Source organism: Microbulbifer maximicatervae (SeqCode) (assembly GCF_052467825.1).
This window is the reverse complement of the sequence record NZ_CP174327.1, coordinates 3,677,513-3,696,380: the sequence shown is the minus strand read 5'-3', so window position 1 is coordinate 3,696,380 and position 18,868 is coordinate 3,677,513. Positions and strand designations below refer to the sequence as shown.

Annotated in this window: 14 protein-coding genes; 4 read left to right on the top strand and 10 right to left on the bottom strand. The window is 52.0% G+C overall.

Annotation, left to right across the window (positions count from 1 at the left end):
* Positions 1–124 precede the first annotated feature (124 nt).
* The 6 genes from ACJJII_RS16485 to ACJJII_RS16460 form a co-directional block, all read right to left on the bottom strand.
* Positions 125–2,764 (bottom strand): TonB-dependent receptor, encoded by a 2,640-nt coding sequence (locus ACJJII_RS16485; RefSeq protein WP_444916972.1) that lies wholly within the window; start codon positions 2,762–2,764, stop codon positions 125–127.
* 625 nt (positions 2,765–3,389) lie between these two features.
* Entirely contained in the window at positions 3,390–4,568 is a 1,179-nt protein-coding gene (gene prpF / locus ACJJII_RS16480; RefSeq protein WP_444916971.1) for a 2-methylaconitate cis-trans isomerase PrpF, read from the bottom strand.
* Between the two features lie 3 nt (positions 4,569–4,571).
* Positions 4,572–7,169, bottom strand: a complete 2,598-nt coding sequence (gene acnD, locus ACJJII_RS16475) for a Fe/S-dependent 2-methylisocitrate dehydratase AcnD (protein ID WP_444916970.1) — start codon at positions 7,167–7,169, stop codon at positions 4,572–4,574.
* 126 nt (positions 7,170–7,295) lie between these two features.
* Positions 7,296–8,423 carry a bifunctional 2-methylcitrate synthase/citrate synthase gene (prpC, locus tag ACJJII_RS16470; RefSeq protein WP_444905390.1) on the bottom strand — a complete coding sequence of 376 codons (1,128 nt, stop codon included), beginning with the start codon at positions 8,421–8,423 and terminating at the stop codon, positions 7,296–7,298.
* Between the two features lie 110 nt (positions 8,424–8,533).
* On the bottom strand, positions 8,534–9,412 hold the full coding sequence (gene prpB, locus ACJJII_RS16465; RefSeq protein ID WP_444916969.1) for a methylisocitrate lyase: 879 nt from the start codon (positions 9,410–9,412) through the stop codon (positions 8,534–8,536).
* A 3-nt stretch (positions 9,413–9,415) separates the two neighbouring features.
* Entirely contained in the window at positions 9,416–10,096 is a 681-nt protein-coding gene (locus tag ACJJII_RS16460) for a GntR family transcriptional regulator (protein ID WP_282932633.1), read from the bottom strand.
* 312 nt (positions 10,097–10,408) lie between these two features.
* Here ACJJII_RS16460 and ACJJII_RS16455 point away from each other — a divergent pair, with 312 nt between their 5' ends.
* Complete coding sequence (locus ACJJII_RS16455) at positions 10,409–10,933, top strand: DUF2062 domain-containing protein (RefSeq protein ID WP_413665638.1); 525 nt, start codon at positions 10,409–10,411, stop codon at positions 10,931–10,933.
* A gap of 108 nt (positions 10,934–11,041) precedes the next feature.
* Here the strand turns inward: ACJJII_RS16455 and ACJJII_RS16450 are convergent, their stop codons facing one another.
* The 4 genes from ACJJII_RS16450 to ACJJII_RS16435 all read right to left on the bottom strand — a co-directional run bounded on the left by ACJJII_RS16450 (position 11,042) and on the right by ACJJII_RS16435 (position 16,035).
* Positions 11,042–12,301: a lipoprotein-releasing ABC transporter permease subunit gene (locus ACJJII_RS16450; protein ID WP_444916968.1), complete on the bottom strand. Its 1,260-nt coding sequence runs from the start codon at positions 12,299–12,301 to the stop codon at positions 11,042–11,044.
* Positions 12,294–13,046: a lipoprotein-releasing ABC transporter ATP-binding protein LolD gene (gene lolD / locus ACJJII_RS16445; protein WP_444916967.1), complete on the bottom strand. Its 753-nt coding sequence runs from the start codon at positions 13,044–13,046 to the stop codon at positions 12,294–12,296. The genes ACJJII_RS16450 and lolD overlap by 8 nt, the downstream gene beginning before the upstream one ends.
* A gap of 61 nt (positions 13,047–13,107) precedes the next feature.
* The gene (locus tag ACJJII_RS16440) at positions 13,108–14,349 is read right to left on the bottom strand and encodes a lipoprotein-releasing ABC transporter permease subunit (RefSeq protein ID WP_444916966.1); all 1,242 of its coding nucleotides are present in this window, start codon (positions 14,347–14,349) and stop codon (positions 13,108–13,110) included.
* A 51-nt stretch (positions 14,350–14,400) separates the two neighbouring features.
* A complete protein-coding gene (locus tag ACJJII_RS16435; RefSeq protein ID WP_444916965.1) occupies positions 14,401–16,035 on the bottom strand; it encodes an alpha/beta hydrolase in 1,635 nt (544 codons plus the stop codon).
* A 264-nt stretch (positions 16,036–16,299) separates the two neighbouring features.
* Between ACJJII_RS16435 and ACJJII_RS16430 the strand changes: the two genes are divergently transcribed.
* From ACJJII_RS16430 to asnS, 3 genes are all read left to right on the top strand, one after another.
* Positions 16,300–16,596, top strand: a complete 297-nt coding sequence (locus tag ACJJII_RS16430) for a hypothetical protein (protein ID WP_282932628.1) — start codon at positions 16,300–16,302, stop codon at positions 16,594–16,596.
* A gap of 167 nt (positions 16,597–16,763) precedes the next feature.
* Complete coding sequence (locus tag ACJJII_RS16425; protein ID WP_444916964.1) at positions 16,764–17,237, top strand: L,D-transpeptidase family protein; 474 nt, start codon at positions 16,764–16,766, stop codon at positions 17,235–17,237.
* Between the two features lie 199 nt (positions 17,238–17,436).
* Positions 17,437–18,843 carry an asparagine--tRNA ligase gene (gene asnS / locus ACJJII_RS16420; protein ID WP_444897139.1) on the top strand — a complete coding sequence of 469 codons (1,407 nt, stop codon included), beginning with the start codon at positions 17,437–17,439 and terminating at the stop codon, positions 18,841–18,843.
* The last annotated feature ends 25 nt before the right edge of the window (positions 18,844–18,868 follow it).

Below are 18,868 nucleotides of genomic sequence, written 5' to 3'. Positions count from 1 at the left end.
GATACTGGCATGCCTTAACAGGGCTAAAGAACTCGTAAGAAGCTTTGACACCACACTCGAGATATAAAAAAAGCCGGACCATTTAAAATGGTCCGGCTTTTAAATATGGAGCAGAAGTAACTACTTAGAAGTTGTAGTTGAAACGTACACCATAGTTAGCCGGGGTAGAGAATGGTCCAGACACCAGTGCATCGCTACCTTCCGCATAGTACGGAATAACTTCATCGGTCAGGTTGTAACCATAAGCTTCAACATTCCACTGATCGTCGGGGCTTACGTACTTAATAGAGGCATTAATCATCCAGAACGAATCACGGCTATCATCAAATGCAGAGGTATCGCCAACTGGGAAGTCATGCTTGTCAACATTCCAGAAGGTCAGGTAAGACTCATCTTCCCAGTGAACACTAATAAACGGAATAATTGCGCCACCGTGAGCCAGCTCAAAGGTATGGTCGTAGTTGATAGTGAAGCTGTACTCAGGCGATACCGGCAGTTCGTTACCCTTCAGGTTACGGTAGAGCTCAGGGTTGCTGTCATCATGTGCCGCAGCCCAATCAGTAATCTCAAACAGCGATGGGTTGTTATAGTTCCAGCGGTTTACGAAATCGGACGTGATCTCTGTTTGCATCCAAGTTGCAAAGCCGCTGATATGGCCATTTGGATACGGAGCCCAGTCAAATTCAAACTCAAAGCCTTTGATTTCTGAATGCGCAGCATTCTTGGTTCGATAAATTACCGCGGGCTCTGAAGTAATTTCCCCTGTAAGTTCGCCTGCATCATCAACCTCTCTCACCAAAAACGTATAGGCAACATCTGGAGCGGCCAGCTGCATATCTTTATATTTTGAGAAAAAGAATGTACCGGCAAGATTCAAACGACCATCGAGGAAACTACCTTTGGCCCCAAACTCCCAGGTGTCAACCGTTTCTTCATCGTAATTGGTTTTAAAAGTCTGCTCTACAACACGATTGCCATCTGCATCGAGAATATCCTCGGCAGTCTCAGGGTCCTGCGCGTATTTATAAACAACATCACCCAAGCCACCAGACTTAAACCCGGTTGCGAAATAAGCATAGAGCATTATATCGTCAGTCAGATCGTAATCGACCCCAAGACGATAGTCGACATTTTCCCAATTATCATCGACATCATTGTAAGTATCGATGGAATAAATGGAGTCATCCGCAAAGTAGTCGGAGGGTAGCTCACTGAAGGTCGGATGGATATAAGCGGGAAAACACCCGTATTCACCAGTAGCTTCAGTATCCAGTGACCAATCACGGCGGCAACTTAGGTTATTACCCCCCTCATCACTTTTCTCATCATAAGTATAGCGAGTGCCAAATGTGAGGTGTAGAGTGTCGGTAAGACTATAGGTTGTCTGAGCAAATGCCCCAAGTGCGTCAACATTTCTCTCCGGTTGACGCCAGAAAACGGCATTATCCAGTGATGCCAAGAAATAGCCATTTAGGTCGTTAGACTCATGGAAATAGAATAGACCTGTGATCCACTCAAGGGGGCCATCATCAGTAGATTGCAGCTGTAGCTCATGAGAGTATGAAACATTTTCTGCATCAGTGATGCTCATGCTCATATCCCAACTATTGCGACCAGCATCAGCATCAATCAAGTTACTGCGATTCTGTACCGCATAACCTGCATTATATACAAACGCCATGCTGTCACTAAAATCCCAACGGAAGTTGGAACGGAATGCATCCATGGTCAGATCGAGCTTGCCGGGAACGTTTACTGCTACTGTGTACTCATCAGCACCAGGACCATAATAAGTTTCACAAGTTGTTCCATCTGTCCGCTTCGCGGCCTTTTCACAGTCAATGGTATTAATACCACCGGCACTTTGATCCTGATAATGTTCGACAACGGTGTACCAGGAGATGTCCTCCGTTGGCTCCCACAAGGCGCCAATACGAATCGCCTGTTGATCAACATTACCGTAGAAGTCTTCAGGGTCGGCTTTTACCAGAGAAACATCCTCAGATGTCCACCAGTTATTGCTTTGAATAAATGTACGCTCAGCATCATTAGCGAGAGGGGTTGCGCCTAGGCTATCCGCGCTAAAATAACGATTGTCATATTGGTTAGCATCGTAGTAACCAGTAAGGTAGGAGTCCCGAGTTTCGCTCATGGCAGATACACGAAGAGCAAAGGTGTCGGAGACGGGTATGTTGATCACCCCTCTTACCATTTCTCGATCCCAGCTACCGTATTCAACGCCGACGTTGCCTTCAAATTCGTCGATTACTGGCTTCTTGGAGATAACATTTATGGCGCCAACGGTAGAGTTGCGTCCATACAGGGTACCCTGAGGTCCGCGCATAGCTTCAACTCGCTCGGAGTCAAACATCATTGCCATTGCAGACTGGGGACGCGCTGAGTAAATACCGTCAAAGTGTAACCCTACCGCCGGATCACCCAATTCACTGGTGTTTGTAGAGCGCACACCACGCATGGAAATTACTGGGGAGGACTGGGAGGCATCGTAGCCGATATCCACATTGGGGATAGTGTTGCCCAGGTCCTTAATATTTTTGATCCCCTGGCGGTCCAGCTCTTCCTGCGTAAATGCACTGATTGCTACGGGGGTTTCCATCAGGTTGGTTTCCCGCTTGGTAGCGGTAACCGTTACTTCTTCCAGCGCCCAATCGTCATCTTGTTGGCTATCTTCCTGAGCCCAAGCCGACACTACCGCGACATTTGCCATTGCAATTGCAAAGGTAAGTGGTTTTTTAATTCTCATTGATGTCTCTCCAATCTGCTGCAAAAGGAAAGCCACATTTATTTTTTAATGAATGGCCATCCCATAGGGCCGTCGGCAGTACGGCGGCTAGGCTAAAATCTCAAAAAGAAGGGACGTTAGAAACTCAGATACGATAGAGCGGATCGCGACTAGGACAAAGAGGACTAGTTCACAATTTGCTGTCACTAGTTGCGACCAGCAAGTCAAATAAGTACTGAAACCGTAGGATTCTTACACCAGCTTTCTACGAATATTGGGAGTTTTTTAGAGAATATCTGCTTGCTTACCCAACGCCTCGCATCCCAACAGCAGGCCTTAAATATACGTACGCTGAGCAATAAAGGCTATATCTAAACAGACCTAGATGTGACTATTAAGGCAAGCCCTGTCTCACAATGATAAAAATACAGCTTTCTCTGAGATAAAAAACTACCTGAAAACACAGGAGAACCGAAAGAAAAGTTGCTGTCAGAATACCTGAAATTTATATTTTCCTATAAAGCTAAATATATGCGGAATATAAAATTTGACTGGAGTAAAAATTTAAAACCGATTCCTAATCAATTTTTAGAGAAGAAAAATAAAAAGGGGCCCAAAGGCCCCCTATAAAGAAATCACTAAAGTCCTAAAAGCTATCGCCAGGTATTCGCACCCAACCCTCCATTAGGATTCGAGCGCTGCGACTCATAACAGCCTTGGTAGCAGTCCACTGCCCTTTGACCTCTTTGGCTTCAGCACCCACACGCAAGGTGCCTGATGGGTGACCAAAACAAACGGAGTTGCGCTCACCCCCGCCGGCGGCAAGGTTGACCAAAGTCCCAGGGATCGCTGCGGCGGTGCCAATGGCTACCGCTGCCGTGCCCATCATGGCGTGGTGCAACTTGCCCATAGATAAAGCGCGCACGAGGAGGTCGACCTCGGAAGATGCTACTGCCTTACCACTGGATGCAGCGTAATCCTGCGGTTTAGCAACAAAAGCAACCTTAGGGGTGTGATGACGATTTGCAGCTTCTTCTACGGTAGAAACCAATCCCATCTTTACCGCACCGTGAACGCGAATGCTCTCAAACATCGCCAGCGCTTTGCTGTCACCATTAATGGCATCCTGCAATTCAGTGCCGGTGTAGCCAATATCTTCTGCATTGACGAAAATCGTCGGAATTCCAGCATTGATCATGGTGGCCTTGAGCACACCTACATCGGGCACTTCCAGATCATCGACCAGGTTACCAGTAGGAAACATGGCACCCTCACCGTCGGCAGGGTCCATAAATTCCACTTCCACTTCAGCCGCCGGAAAAGTCACTCCGTCCAGCTCAAAGTCTCCGGTTTCCTGAACTTCGCCATTGGTCATGGGTACATGGGCAACAATGGTCTTGCCAATATTGGCCTGCCAGATGCGCACGGTGCAGATGCCATTTTCTGGCACTCTCGCGAGCTCTACAAAACCGCTATTGATCGCAAAGGCACCCACAGCGGCGGTTAGATTTCCGCAGTTACCACTCCAATCAACAAACGGCTTATCGATAGAAACCTGGCCAAACAGGTAGTTCACATCGTGATCGGCTTTATCGCTGGGCGACAAGATTACCGTTTTGCTGGTGCTTGAAGTAGCGCCACCCATACCGTCAGTTTGCTTACCGTATGGATCCGGGCTGCCAATCACGCGTAGCAGCATATTGTCACGGGCCTGCCCCGGCACTTGTGCAGCTTCGGGCAGATCTTGTAAGCGGAAGAAAACACCCTTGCTGGTTCCCCCGCGCATATAAGTCGCGGGGATTTTTATTTGAGGAGCAAACTTCATAACTCAGACCGTCGCTTCTGCTTCGAGGAAGTCTTTGGCAAAGCGCTGCAAAACACCCCCAGCCTCATAAATGGAAACTTCTTCTGCGGTATCCAGACGACATGTAACAGGAGCCTCAATCGTCTCACCATTAGCGCGGTGGATAAGCAAGGTCAGCGTGGCATGGGGAGTGCGCTCACCGATTACATCGAAACTCTCGGTACCGTCGATACCCAGGGTTTCACGAGTAGTGCCCGGCTTAAACTCCAACGGCAATACACCCATACCGATCAGGTTGGTGCGATGAATTCGCTCGAAGCCTTCGGCAACAATCGCCTCCACACCGGCAAGGCGCACACCTTTCGCAGCCCAGTCACGAGAAGAACCCTGCCCGTAATCAGCACCTGCAATGATAATCAGAGGCTGCTTCCGATCCATATAAGTCTCGATGGCTTCCCACATACGGGTAACCTGCCCTTCCGGTTCGACACGAGCCAGGGAGCCCTGACGGACTTCGCCGTTATCATCGCGCACCATTTCGTTGAGTAGCTTCGGATTGGCGAAAGTTGCACGCTGGGCAGTGAGGTGGTCGCCGCGGTGGGTCGCGTAGGAGTTAAAGTCCTCCTCCGGCAAGCCCATCTTCGCCAGGTATTCACCGGCAGCACTGCTGGCCAGAATGGCATTGGACGGAGACAGGTGATCGGTGGTGATATTATCACCCAGCACCGCCAGCGGGCGCATCCCCTTCAAGCTGCGCTCGCCTGCAAGGGCACCTTCCCAATAAGGTGGGCGGCGGATATAGGTGCTCATCGGACGCCAGTCGTAGAGTGCGTGGCCCTGCTCTTCTGCGGCATCCCGCTCTTCGAACATCGGAATATACACATCGCGGAACTGCTGTGGCTTCACGCTCTGACGTACAATCGCATCGATCTCTTCATCGCTGGGCCAGATATCTTTCAGGGTAATCGGGTTGCCATCGGCATCGTATCCCAGCGCATCTTTTTCAATATCGAACCGGATGGTGCCGGCAATAGCGTAGGCAACGACCAGCGGCGGTGAAGCCAGGAAAGCCTGCTTGGCGTAGGGGTGGATACGACCGTCGAAGTTGCGGTTTCCGGACAGGACTGCAGTAGCATACAGATCGCGATCAATCACTTCCTGCTGGATTATTGGGTCCAGGGCACCGCTCATGCCGTTACAGGTGGTGCAGGCGAAAGCCACTACGCCGAAGCCCATCTGCTCAAGATCCGGAAGCAGATCGGCCTCTTCCAGATACATTTTTACCGTTTTGGAACCCGGTGCCAGGGAGGACTTGACCCAGGGCTTACGGGTCAGGCCGAGCTTGTTCGCATTGCGGGCAATCAGGCCTGCGGCAATCATATTGCGCGGGTTACTGGTATTGGTGCAGCTGGTAATCGCGGCAATAATCACAGCACCATCGGGCATCTCACCGGCTTTCTCTTCCCAGGCTTTAGCGATTCCACGATTAGCCAGTTCTGAGGCCGGCAGCAGCGCGTGGGGGTTGGAGGGGCCAGCAAGGTTGCGACCCACTGTATCCAGGTCAAACTTCAGTACACGCTCGTATTCGGCATCCTTCAAGGTGTCGGACCAGAGGCCCGTTTCCTTGGCAAACTTCTCTACCAAAGCTACCTGCTCATCATCGCGGCCGGTGAGTTTGAGGTAGTCGACGGTTTGCTCATCGATAGAGAACATGGCCGCAGTAGCGCCATACTCTGGAGTCATATTGGAAATAGTGGCGCGATCGCCCAGGGTCAGGTTGGAAGCCCCCTCACCGTAAAACTCCAGGTAGGCTCCAACCACACGCTCGCGGCGCAGGAATTCAGTGAGAGCCAATACCAAGTCGGTACCAGTAATACCCGGCTGCAACTTTCCGGTGAGCTCCACTCCAACAATATGCGGCAGACGCATATAAGAGGCGCGGCCAAGCATCACGCTCTCAGCTTCCAGGCCGCCAACACCCACAGAAATCACACCCAGAGCATCTACCATCGGCGTGTGGCTGTCGGTACCGACACAGGTATCCGGGAAGGCCACGCCCTCGCGCACCTGCACCACCGGAGACATTTTCTCCAGATTGATCTGGTGCATGATGCCGTTACCGGGGGGAATCACATCGACGTTTTCAAATGCGGTTTTGGTCCAGTTGATAAAGTGGAAGCGATCTTCGTTACGACGCTCCTCTACCGCACGATTTTTTTCAAAAGCATCCTTCTCAAATCCGGGGTGCTCTACCGCGAGGGAGTGATCCACAATCAACTGGGTGGGAACCACTGGATTTACCTTGGCGGGATCACCGCCTTTATCGGCAATGGCATCGCGCAGACCGGCCAGGTCTACCAGCGCGGTTTGGCCGAGGATGTCGTGGCACACCACTCGGGCTGGAAACCAAGGGAAGTCCAACTCGCGCTTGCGCTCAATAATCTGTTTCAGGGAGTCGGTCAGTTTTGCCGGCTCGCAGCGACGCACTAGGTTTTCCGCCAGAATACGTGAGGTATACGGCAGTTTGGCATAGGCTCCGGGCTGGATCGCGTCAACAGCGGCTCGGGTATCGAAATAATCGAGGTCTGTACCGGGCAGTGATTTGCGGTAATCAGTATTCATAGCAGGTAAATCAGTCGAATCTTTTTTTAAAATCGTGTCTCTTCTGAGGGTGGCTCCAGGCCAATCACCAAAGGCAACCTGGAGCCGGCACACCGGGTGTGCCTCATTTCAAAAGTGAAATGAAAATTAACCGCGCTCAGCGATTGGAGTTACTGTACGGGGCTCAACACCTACGTACTCTGCACTCGGGCGAATAATGCGGTTATCAGCGCGCTGCTCGAATACATGTGCAGCCCAGCCGGTAACCCGGGACATTACAAAAATCGGGGTAAACAATTTTGTGGGAATACCCATAAAGTGATATGCGGAAGCGTGGAAGAAGTCTGCATTACAGAATAATTTTTTCTCGCGCCACATCACTTCTTCACAGCGAACAGATACTGGGTACAGCACGGTATCACCAACATCCTCAGCCAACTTTTCAGACCAGCCTTTGATAATCTCATTGCGCGGGTCGGACTCGCGGTAAATGGCGTGGCCGAAGCCCATAATCTTCTCTTTGCGCTCCAGCATACCCAACAGTTCTTTCTCTGCTTCGTCTGGATTGGAGAAACGCTCGATCAGTTCCATTGCCGCTTCGTTGGCACCACCATGCAGAGGACCACGCAGAGTACCGATAGCACCGGTGATGCAGCTGAACAGATCGGACAAAGTGGAGGCACAAACGCGAGCGGTAAAAGTAGATGCGTTAAATTCGTGCTCTGCATACAGAATCAGGGAAACGTTCATGACCTGCTCGTGCAGTTCATTGGGCTTCTCATCGCGCAGCATATGCAGGAAGTGGCCGCCAATGCTGTCGTCATCGGTTTCAGTTTCGATGCGCACATTGTCGTGGGTGAAACGGTACCAATAGCAGATTATGGAGGGGAATGCGGCCAGCAGGCGATTGGCTTTATCCAACTGCTGGGCGAAGGATTCTTCACCTTCCAGGTTACCCAACATGGAACAACCGGTGCGCATTACATCCATAGGATGGGCATCAGCCGGAATGCGCTCAAGCACTTCTTTTAATGCTTGCGGCAGGCCACGCTTGGCTTTCAGCAGCGCCTTGTACTCCGCCAGCTCTCCCTCAGTGGGTAATTCCCCATAGAAAATCAGGTAGGCAACTTCTTCAAACTCACAGTGCTGGGCCAGATCTTTAATATCGTAACCGCGGTAAGTCAGGCCGGAACCGGATTTGCCCACTGTAGAAAGTGCAGTTTTACCTGCTACCTGGCCGCGCAGACCAGCACCGCCCAATGCTTTCTCTACCATCTTCTTATTTCCCCTGTTGTATACACATTTGCTGTGTTCATCCAATTGAAAGCGCAGCGCCCGGCTTTCGCACCGGGCTGCTTGGGAGCCTATGAATAACTCCGTAATGCCTACTTATTGAAAAGTTCGTCCAGCTTCTGTTCAAACTCGTGATAATTCAGGTAATCGTACAGCTCCTCACGAGTCTGCATGGTGTCGACAACCGCTTGCTGGTCGCCATTTTGCAGGATGCTGGTATAAACATTTTCCGCCGCACGGTTCATCGCACGGAACGCCGACAGTGGATACAGTACGATATCTGCGCCCGCTTCGCCCAAATCTTTGGCGTTATACAGCTTGGTTTTACCAAACTCGGTAATATTCGCCAAAATCGGCACATTTAGCGCGTCTTTAAAGGCACGATAGTGCTCTAGCTCAGTAACCGCTTCCGCAAAAATGCCGTCGGCGCCAGCCTCAATACAGGCCTGGGCGCGTTCAATAGCCGCATCGAGCCCTTCCTGTGCAAAGGCATCGGTGCGGGCCATTACAAAGAAATCATCATCGGTACGGGCATCTACTGCCGCTTTGATACGGTCGACCATCTCCTGCTTGGAAACAATCTCTTTATTCGGGCGATGGCCACAGCGCTTCTGCGCTACCTGATCTTCAATGTGTACCGCAGCGGCACCAGCGCGGATCATCTCTTTAACGGTGCGGGAAATGTTGAAAGCGCCGCCCCAACCAGTATCGATATCCACTAAAAGCGGCAACTCACTGGCAGCAGCTATACGGCGCACATCCTCCAGTACATTATCGAGACTGGTCATACCCAAGTCCGGCAGACCGTAGGAGGCGTTGGCAACACCGGCGCCAGACAGGTAAATCGCCTTGTGACCAATACGTTCGGCCATAATGGCGGAATAGGCGTTGATGGTACCAACCACTTGCAGCGGTTGATTCTCGGCGAGTGCAGCGCGGAAACGCGCGCCAGCAGAAGGCTTTTGGCTCATGCTCTACCTCAGTTTCTTTTCAATGTTTATTCTCGAGGCGCGGATATGCCGGCGCATTAACAGCTCCGCCAGCTCACCATCCCCGGCCTCAATGGCCTCAATAATATGGTTGTGCTCGCGGAAAGCCCGCTGGGCCCGGGGACTGGCCATCCCCAATTGGTAGCGATACATACGAACACGGTAATAAAGTCGATTGCACAGGGTATCGATCAGAAGATCATTCTTTGATGCCTGCACGATGCGGAAATGAAAATCAAAATCCCCTTCCGGCTGGAAGTACGCCTTACCGGCCTGCAGCTCTTCCTGCTGCTCATGGTGATAGAGCATTTGGCGCAGCTCAACCAGGTCTTCCTCGGTGCGCTGTTCCGCTGCCAGACGGCAAGCCATCCCCTCAAGGGCTTCGCGAACTTCATAGAGTTCCAGTAAGCCGCGCTCACTTAACTCTACAACCCGGGCTCCGACATTGACCTTGCGTTCCAGCAGCCCCAAAGACTCCAGGCGCATCACGGCTTCGCGCAAACTCCCGCGACTGGCATTAAAGCGGCGCGCCAGTTCCGGCTCGCTAATTTTGCTGCCAGAGGCAATTTGCCCCTCCACAATTTCAGCGCGCAAAGTCAGAAATAAGCGTTCAGCAAGACTTTGGCGCTCCTCTGAAGCTGAACCGGCAGTACCAACTACAGTCATGCAAGACCTGGATTGTCGACAATCTTAATGGGGCATGACATTAAATCACCAGCATTCTCTCGTCAACTGCAGGCATCCCCGATTAAACATTAAGGATTGTTGACAATAGGGCAAAATAGGTGACTTTCAACAGAGCAGTAGTCTTGCCATGTTTAAGTGGGCATAATAGCGCCCGCGCCAGATGAGCCTGTTCGACTAACGCGAGCGCTCTATGCTTTATTTGGGGCTTAGGGAAAATCCCACAGAAAGAATATCCAGGCCTCGGAACAGCGCTTGTTTTAGGCTGCCACCACCCAGGTTACAGACAGAGTTATGCCGAAGAGTATTATCAGGCGATGGCTGCCAAGCCCCGAAGAAGTTAGAGCCAACAATGGCCTCAAATTTCTGGGGACTCTTCTCCACGACCCCAACCTTTTTCATTTGAACCGACACTCAGTCTCGGTCGCATTTGCGGTTGGCGTATTTACCAGCTTCCTCCCTTTGCCAGGGCAAATGGTTATAGCCGCCCTGCTCGCACTTTGGCTGCGCTGCAATCTACCTTTATCGATGATTCTTGTATGGATCAGTAACCCGATCACCATGCCGGCTATTTTCTTTAGCACTTACAAGCTCGGCGCCTGGGTTCTGGGGGCGCCACCGGTGGATTTCAGCATTGAACTGTCGTGGGAATGGTTGACCAGTGAAGTCGGGAAGATCTGGCTACCACTATTTACCGGCTCTCTGATTGCCGGGGCATTCTTTGCGACAGTGGCCTATTTTGCCATGCGTGCCCTCTGGCGCTGGCACGTTGTGAAAAGATGGAAATTGCGAATCCAAAGGCGATCAGCGGTCAGTTAATTTTTCCCGCTGTAAACCCTCTGCAGGCTCCAACAGGCAGCCAGCACCCAAGCCAAAATTGCGGCGGGCACCGGTAGATATCTTCTAAAAATTGAGACCCTACCCAACTTATTCATTGCGCAAGGCCGCTGCCGGCTGAACCCGACTGGCCTTCAAGGCCGGATACAAAGTTGCCAGCAAGCTAAGCAGAAAGCCCGCCGCCACAACCAGTGCCACGTCTCCCCATACCAACTGGGACGGCAAATAATCCACGGGATAGACATCAGACTTTAAGAACTGGATGCCGAGCATTGATTCCAGCCCCGCTACCAATTTGGTCACCGTCAGAGAGCCTAACACCCCCAACGCACCGCCAACTACAGCCCCCACAAGCCCGACCAGCGCCCCCTGACTCACAAAAGTCAGCAAAATCTGCCGGGTACTGGCACCCATAGTACGGAGGATGGCGATATCAGTATGCTTATCGATAACCACCATCACCAAAGTGGAAACCACATTAAAAGCGGCAATCGCAATAATCAGGAAAACCAGTAACCCCACCAGGTTGCGGGACATCTGAATAGCCTGGTAGAGGTTGCCGTGGGTTCGGCTCCAATCAGTGCCGTAGAAATTGCCCCGAGGCAGGTCTTGCAGAAGACGCCGCATAATCCAGTTGGCCTCGAGCATTTCATTGACCCGTAACTGGACCCCTGCCCCACCGCTACCTCCAGCCAGAGTCCTGGCCTGCTGCCAGGCAACCAGGGCGAGAGATTGATCCAATACAGTGCCAGAGTGAAAAACCTGCGCCACTTTAAATCCAGCAACCCTGGCTGCCTTACGTGCACCGGTGGCACTATCGTTATTTGGTACAATCAGGGAAAGGTAATCACCCGCCTCAACCCCCAACTTCTCAGCGAGCCCTTTACCCAGAACCACACCCGGTTCAGATGGGTCAAGCAAGGCATCGAAGGATGAGGATTCAAGGAAGTCCCCGATATTGGAAACTTCAGTAATTGTCTCCGGGTTTACCCCCTGCACCAACAGCGGCGTCACTTCAGCCCCACGCCTGGCAAGCGCATTGACTTGCCACACTTCTGCCGCAGAGAGAACCGCAGGGTCGGAAACCAATTGTTGGCGCAACTGGGCCCAATCCACATCAGGGCTCCCGTTGTAAATAGTGACATGGGGCATGATTCCCAGGATTCGCTCGCGCAACTCCCGGTCAAAACCATTCATCACCGACATCACCACAATCATCAAGGCGACACCGAGGATCAAACCAATCATCGATAAACCGGAAATGAATGAGACCAACCCGGCAGAATCGTCATTTCTACGCTGGGCACCGGCATAGCGCAGCCCAATATAGGCGGGAAGAGGCTTAAACATGATCACCCTGGTGCCAGTCAGCAGTCAGTCGCCCATCGATCAAATGCAGGCAGCGATCCAGGGCTGCCGCCAGATCCGGGTCGTGGGTAACGATCACAAAGCTAATTCCCATCTCCCGATTCAAGCGATCCATCAATTTATGGATCTCTGCCGCCGTAGCCCGATCCAGATTGCCGGTGGGTTCATCCATCAAAACACAGGCAGGCCTTGTCACCAGTGCTCGGGCAATGGCCACCCGTTGCCGTTCACCGCCAGAAAGCTGTGATGGCTTGTGGCCCATGCGCTCACCCAGACCTACCGCTGTGAGCATCGCCTCGGCCTCTTTGCGAGCTTCGGCAACTGAACGCTTACCTATCAGTAATGGCATGGCGACATTTTCCAGGGCGGAAAACTCGTTAAGCAAATGGTGAAACTGGTATACAAAACCGAGACTGCTATTTCTCAACCAGCCCCGCTCATTGGCGTTGAGTTCAGCGAGATTCTTACCCGCAACCCAGACCTCACCGGAGCTTGGGGTATCGAGACCACCAAGCAAGTTGAGCAGTGTCGATTTACCAGAGCCGGAAGCGCCGACGATGGCCAATTTCTCGCCCCGCTTTACCTCAAGCTCAACACCACTCAGAACCTCCAGGTCCCGGCCTCCCTGGCGATAATGTTTGCGCAATTGCCGACAAGCCAAAACAGCACCATTCGGGGCCGGAGCTGGCTGCGCTTTTTCCGTATCTATTTCCACTCGACTGTTCATCAAACTATTCGCTGTCTCTCAACATCTATAAATCACACCAAAACAGGCCGACTTATATAAATTATTCGTAACGCAAAGCTTCCGCTGGCTCAATCTGCGCCGCTCGCCAGGCAGGAAATATCGTTGCCAACAGGCTCATACAAATTGCCGCCGTTAGCACCACCACTGCATCGCCGACACGGAATTCAGAAGGCAGATAACTAACAAAGAAAACACGGGGATCAAATATCTTGGCACCCACTACCGACTCAATCCAGGTCACCATTTCAGTCAGGTTCATCGCTATCACGATACCTAAAACAGCACCGGCAAAAGCGCCGATAATGCCAATGGCACTCCCCTGAATCACAAACACCGCCATAATCTGGCGGGAGGTGAGCCCCAATGTTCGCAGCACCGCTATATCGGAGCGCTTATCCGCAACCATCAGTACTAATGCGGAGACAATATTGAATGCGGCCACGGCAACAATGATCATCAGCATCAACGTGACAACGGTCTTTTCCATTTTAACTGCCTGGAAAAGACTTCCCTGGGAATCCCCCCAATCTTCACCCTGAAAACCCTCGCCCAGCTCATTTGCATAAACAGAAACAAGCCCCAGCGCATTGTCCATATCGTCAAAGCGCAACTGCAGCCCCTGGACCTTACCCGTCACCCGGGTCAGGCGCGCAGCATCTTCAATATTGATCAGCGCGACATTCTGATCCACCTGCGCACCCACAGAGAAAACACCGGCAACCGTGAAACGCTTTGTTCTGGGGAATATACCAGCGGGGGTAACGCTGACTTCTGGCAGGGTCAGTATTACCGAATCTCCGGGAATCACATTGAGCTGATGAGCAAGGATTCGCCCCAGAACCACCCCGTAGCTGCGGGGCTCGAGCAAATCCAGGTTACCCATCACCATATGCTCACCGACGGTAGACACCTTGCGCAGCGCTTGCGGTTCCACACCTTGGAACTGGGCACCGTGACTGCTGCCATGGGCACTCAAGAGGGCGTAGCCATTCACAAAAGGGCTGGTCGCTTCGACATGTGGCTGAGCTTCCAAATGCCGTGCAGGTGTCTCCCAGTCCACAAGACCGCCTTCCCGCTCGACAAAGCCGTGAGGTACCACACTTAGTATTCGGGTTTTAAGCTCACGATCGAAGCCGTTCATAACAGAAGCGACAACAATCAACGCAAAAACACCAAGGGCCATCCCCAGTAGAGAAAAGCCATTGATAAAGGAAATAAACTGCTGCCTGCGGCGGGCAGCCACGTAGCGCAGACCAATAAATAGGGGAACAGGTTTTAACATAGGGTCGATTTAAACGGAAAAACGTCAGGAAATCCAAAGATTTAGGCAAGTTTACCGAACGTTGTATGTCTTGAGCTGGGCCTTCAGGCGCTTCAACGCCTCTTCATCCCACTCCTCTGGCTCTGTAAGGGCGAGCCACGCCAAGGTGTATCCCCACGGGGTATACCGATGGCCAAAAGATAACGGAGCGAGCCCTACATTTAAGTCTGCCAGCAGCTGCAAGCCGGTAACTAGAGGGTACCACTGGAGATCCGGCGATACATCAGGCCCTCTGGGATGGTTCAACCAGTCGGGCCTTTCCAGCGCCCAGCGCACACTAAAGAATACTATCGGGTCACTGGCGTGCTGCAAAAATGCAATCCTGAACTCACCCCATGGCTCACGACCAATATAGCCTCCGTACTGATTACCAAAGCGCACCACCTCCCCCCCTTTGAACTCTGGCAGCCAGGCGGGAGTGCCCGGATCTCGATTTCTGACAATCCGGCTCCACATGCCTACACCGAGGGGCGGCCCAGCCCAAAGGGCTCCATCAATCGGGTCATCGATAATGTCATAGAAGTCGAAGGAGTCTTCGGAAAGTTGAGCGCCAAGACTGAGGCCAAACAAGTAAACTCGGGGCCGCTCATCTTCTGGCAACTCCGCCCAATAATCATAAATGACCTTAAACAGTGCTCGCGCCGACTCAAGCCCCTCAGAATCATCCGCCATCAGCGCTATTGGACTGGATAAATAGGAGTACTGCGCCGCAACAGTGGCGGTATTACCTCGATACAAAAACTCTAAAGAATTTACAGCACCGGGATCAACCCAGCCGGCGCCGGTTGGAGTTGCCACTAACAAGATCTCACGCCTGAATGCACCAACCCGCTTTAATTCCTCCAGCGCCAACTGAGCGCTCTTCATGGGCGTCACAGCACTATCAAGCCCAACGAAAACCCTGATGGGCTGTACTGCAGAACCAGCCACCTCTTTTATTTCTTCCTCTGTCGGCCCCAGCGTTAAGAACCGGCGCCCTTGATTGCCAATGTCATCCCACTTAATCAGCGAATTGGCGCCACCAGGAAGATTGGGGTCTGCCGGAGGGGGAATACTCTTCGCATAAGAATTATCTAGCCGCTGATAGGTCGATGAGATCACATGCAAACCTGCTTTCAATAGCACTCCATTAAAAACAGCCCAGTAAAGGAGCACAGCCGCCAACACACCCACAAGCATCGCCACTCGCTCCGGCACATGCTGCTCCACATAGCAGGCCACCAGGAGAACTATTCGCTGAAACCCTTTTCCCAGGCACCACAACACCAGGAACATGAGGAGAGATATTACAGCGATCGTAATAGGCTCTACGGTACCAACCTGCTCCATACCCATAAGGGCGCGGATAGAGTTCTGCCACTTCACTCCCTGCCAGAGAGAAACAAGAAAAAGAAGGAGACATACGGCTAATACACTTCGATCAAATAGACGTCTTTGCCATGTGGAAATCGGCAGATTGGGGATACCCAGGTATTTCCAAAGCCAACTCAGAAAGACGCCGAAAACATAGCCGACAAAGAATGCAACGCCGCCCAGTATTCCCTGCATTACATCACTGCGAGGAATAAGGGATGGCGTAAGGGAGAGCGCAAAGCAGATAGAACCAATAAGAAGGCCGAGAATTGAAAAGGTATTAACCAGCCTCATTCTTGTCCGCTCGACAAGCCAAGCATAATTAACAGCCTAGCATAGGCGCCGATACAGCCAGCCAAGCCGTCTTCTGTTAAATCGCATCAAAATCCGAAGTAGTAGCGCTGCAAGAATTTAGCCGTCAACTCATGGCACCTAACATTCCAAAGAGGCGCATTTATTTCTATTCTTGGCGCGAAAACGTGAAGAAGAACAGGAGCATTGGCGGAAATTCTGTTTTAATGGGACGGCTAATGGAACATCTACATCGGAGAACAAAAAATGTTCAGCAGACTCCGCAGCGGATTGAATTGTCTCGCTGGCTCAATGGCACTACTTCTTACTTTTGGCGCCCAGGCGACAACCATTGAAGTACCCGTAGGCACCCAGGGTGGGGAGCTCACCATTGAAGAAGTCCGTGGGCTTAAAAAACATGATGTGACCTCACGCCTGGGGGAACCCCTTGGTATTGAGGGGCCAATTGGCGAACCCGCTATCACGCGCTGGGAATACGGCGAGTTCTACGTTTTCTTTGAGCAGGACACCGTCCTACACACGGTGAAAAAGCCCAGCGGCTGATCTAGCGCATCCTGGCAGGCACTCAACTGAAGCTGCCTGCCTCACCCAAAGTGAAGCACCCCACTCTAGCTGCAGCTGCAAGATAATTCAGCCCCGCCTTTTTGCTGATTCGGAAAATTTATATCACAGTAACCTGAATCAACCACCTCCAACTGGAGTTACAAACTGTGCGTTATATCGCCATTCTGCTTTTTGCATTAACCACTATTGCCCAGGCTGAAGTCACCCTGGTGGAAGTGATTAAGTCCGAAAACAAAATGCACTTGCTCGATGGCGACAAGGTCATAAAGAGCTACCATGTCGCCTTCGGCGGGCAACCCCAAGGACACAAGCAGCAGGAAGGCGATGAAAAAACCCCCGAAGGACACTACACGCTGGACTACAAAAAAGAAGACTCCTCTTATTATCGGGCAATGCATATCTCCTACCCCAATGCCGAAGACCGCGCTCAAGCTGAGGCTCGGGGAGTCTCGCCAGGTGGCTTCATTATGGTCCATGGCCAGCGCAATCGACTCGGCTGGCTCGCTCCAATCACCCAACGTTTTAACTGGACTGATGGTTGCATTGCCCTTACCAATGACGAGATGGATGAGTTTATGGCGCTCGTAAAAATCGGCACCCCCATTGCAATCCGCTGGTGAGACATCACCAATATAGAGGCCATAACAGCTCTTCAAAGTCCTTAGGGAGATTTTGAAGAGCTGTCCGATAGCCAAGGGACTGGATTTCCCCTCTACAACCAGTCAATATGCCCGCCGTAACTTCACCTTGGTGGGGTGGTCAACTTTTAGGCAAGCTGACAGAACACCACCTTCCGGACTAATGAGAAACCGATAGAAAATGACAGTAAAAGTCGAATCCGTAGATAGCCTATTGAAATCCAGCGGTCGCGAGGGCGAAGAAGTCCGCGTTCAAGGCTGGATCAGAACCCGCCGCGACTCCAAAGCCGGCCTCTCTTTCCTGGCCGTACACGACGGCAGCTGCTTTGATCCGATCCAGGTCGTTGCTGAGAATCACCTGCACAATTACCAGTCAGAAGTGCAGCGCCTGACTACCGGCTGCGCGGTAGATATCCTCGGTACCATCAAACCATCCGAAGGCAAGGGACAGTCTATCGAACTGCTCGCCACCGAAGTCCAGGTTGTCGGCTGGGTGGAAGACCCGGATACCTATCCCATGTCCCCCAAGCGCCACACTATGGAGCACTTGCGCGAACACGCTCACCTGCGCCCGCGCACCAATGTCAGTGGTGCCGTAGCCCGCGTACGTAACTGTATCGCCCAAGCGATTCACCGTTTTTATCACGAGAACGGCTTCCTCTACGTGCACACCCCAATTCTCACCGCTTCTGACTGTGAAGGTGCTGGCGAGATGTTCCGGGTCAGTACCCTGGATATGGAGAACTTACCGCGCACAGATAAAGGTGCAGTGGACTACAGCAAGGACTTCTTCGGCGAAGAGAGCTTCCTCACTGTATCCGGCCAGCTGAATGTTGAGAGCTACTGCCTGGCCATGTCCAAGGTGTACACCTTCGGCCCCACCTTCCGTGCAGAAAACTCCAATACCACTCGCCACCTGGCAGAGTTCTGGATGGTTGAGCCGGAAGTTGCCTTTGCAGACCTGGCGGATGTAGCCGATCTCTCTGAGCAAATGCTGAAGTATGTATCCAAGGCGGTACTGGAAGAACGCGCCGATGATATGGCCTTCTTTGCTCAGCGCATCGACAAGGAGGCTATCAGCCGCCTGGAGAATATCATCGACAACGATTTCGCCCGCATCAACTACTCCGAAGCGATTGAAATCCTGGAAAGCTGCAAAGAGAAGTTCGAGTTCCCCGTATCCTGGGGTATTGATCTGGCCTCTGAGCATGAGCGTTACCTGGCAGAGAAGCACTTCAAAAAGCCAGTTATCGTGATGAACTATCCGAAGGACATTAAAGCCTTCTACATGCGCATGAACGACGATGGCAAAACCGTTGCCGCAATGGATGTTCTGGCACCGGGAATCGGCGAAATTATCGGCGGTGCCCAACGTGAAGAGCGTTTGGAGAAGCTCGATGAGCGTATGGATGAAATGAATGTACCCAAGGAACACCTGGACTGGTACCGCGACCTGCGCCGCTACGGTACAGTGCCTCATGCGGGCTTTGGCCTGGGCTTTGATCGCATCGTGTCCTACGTGACCGGCATGGGCAACATCCGCGATGTAATCCCCTTCCCGCGCACACCGAAGAACATCTCATTCTAAATAAAAAGCCCCGCGTTGCGGGGCT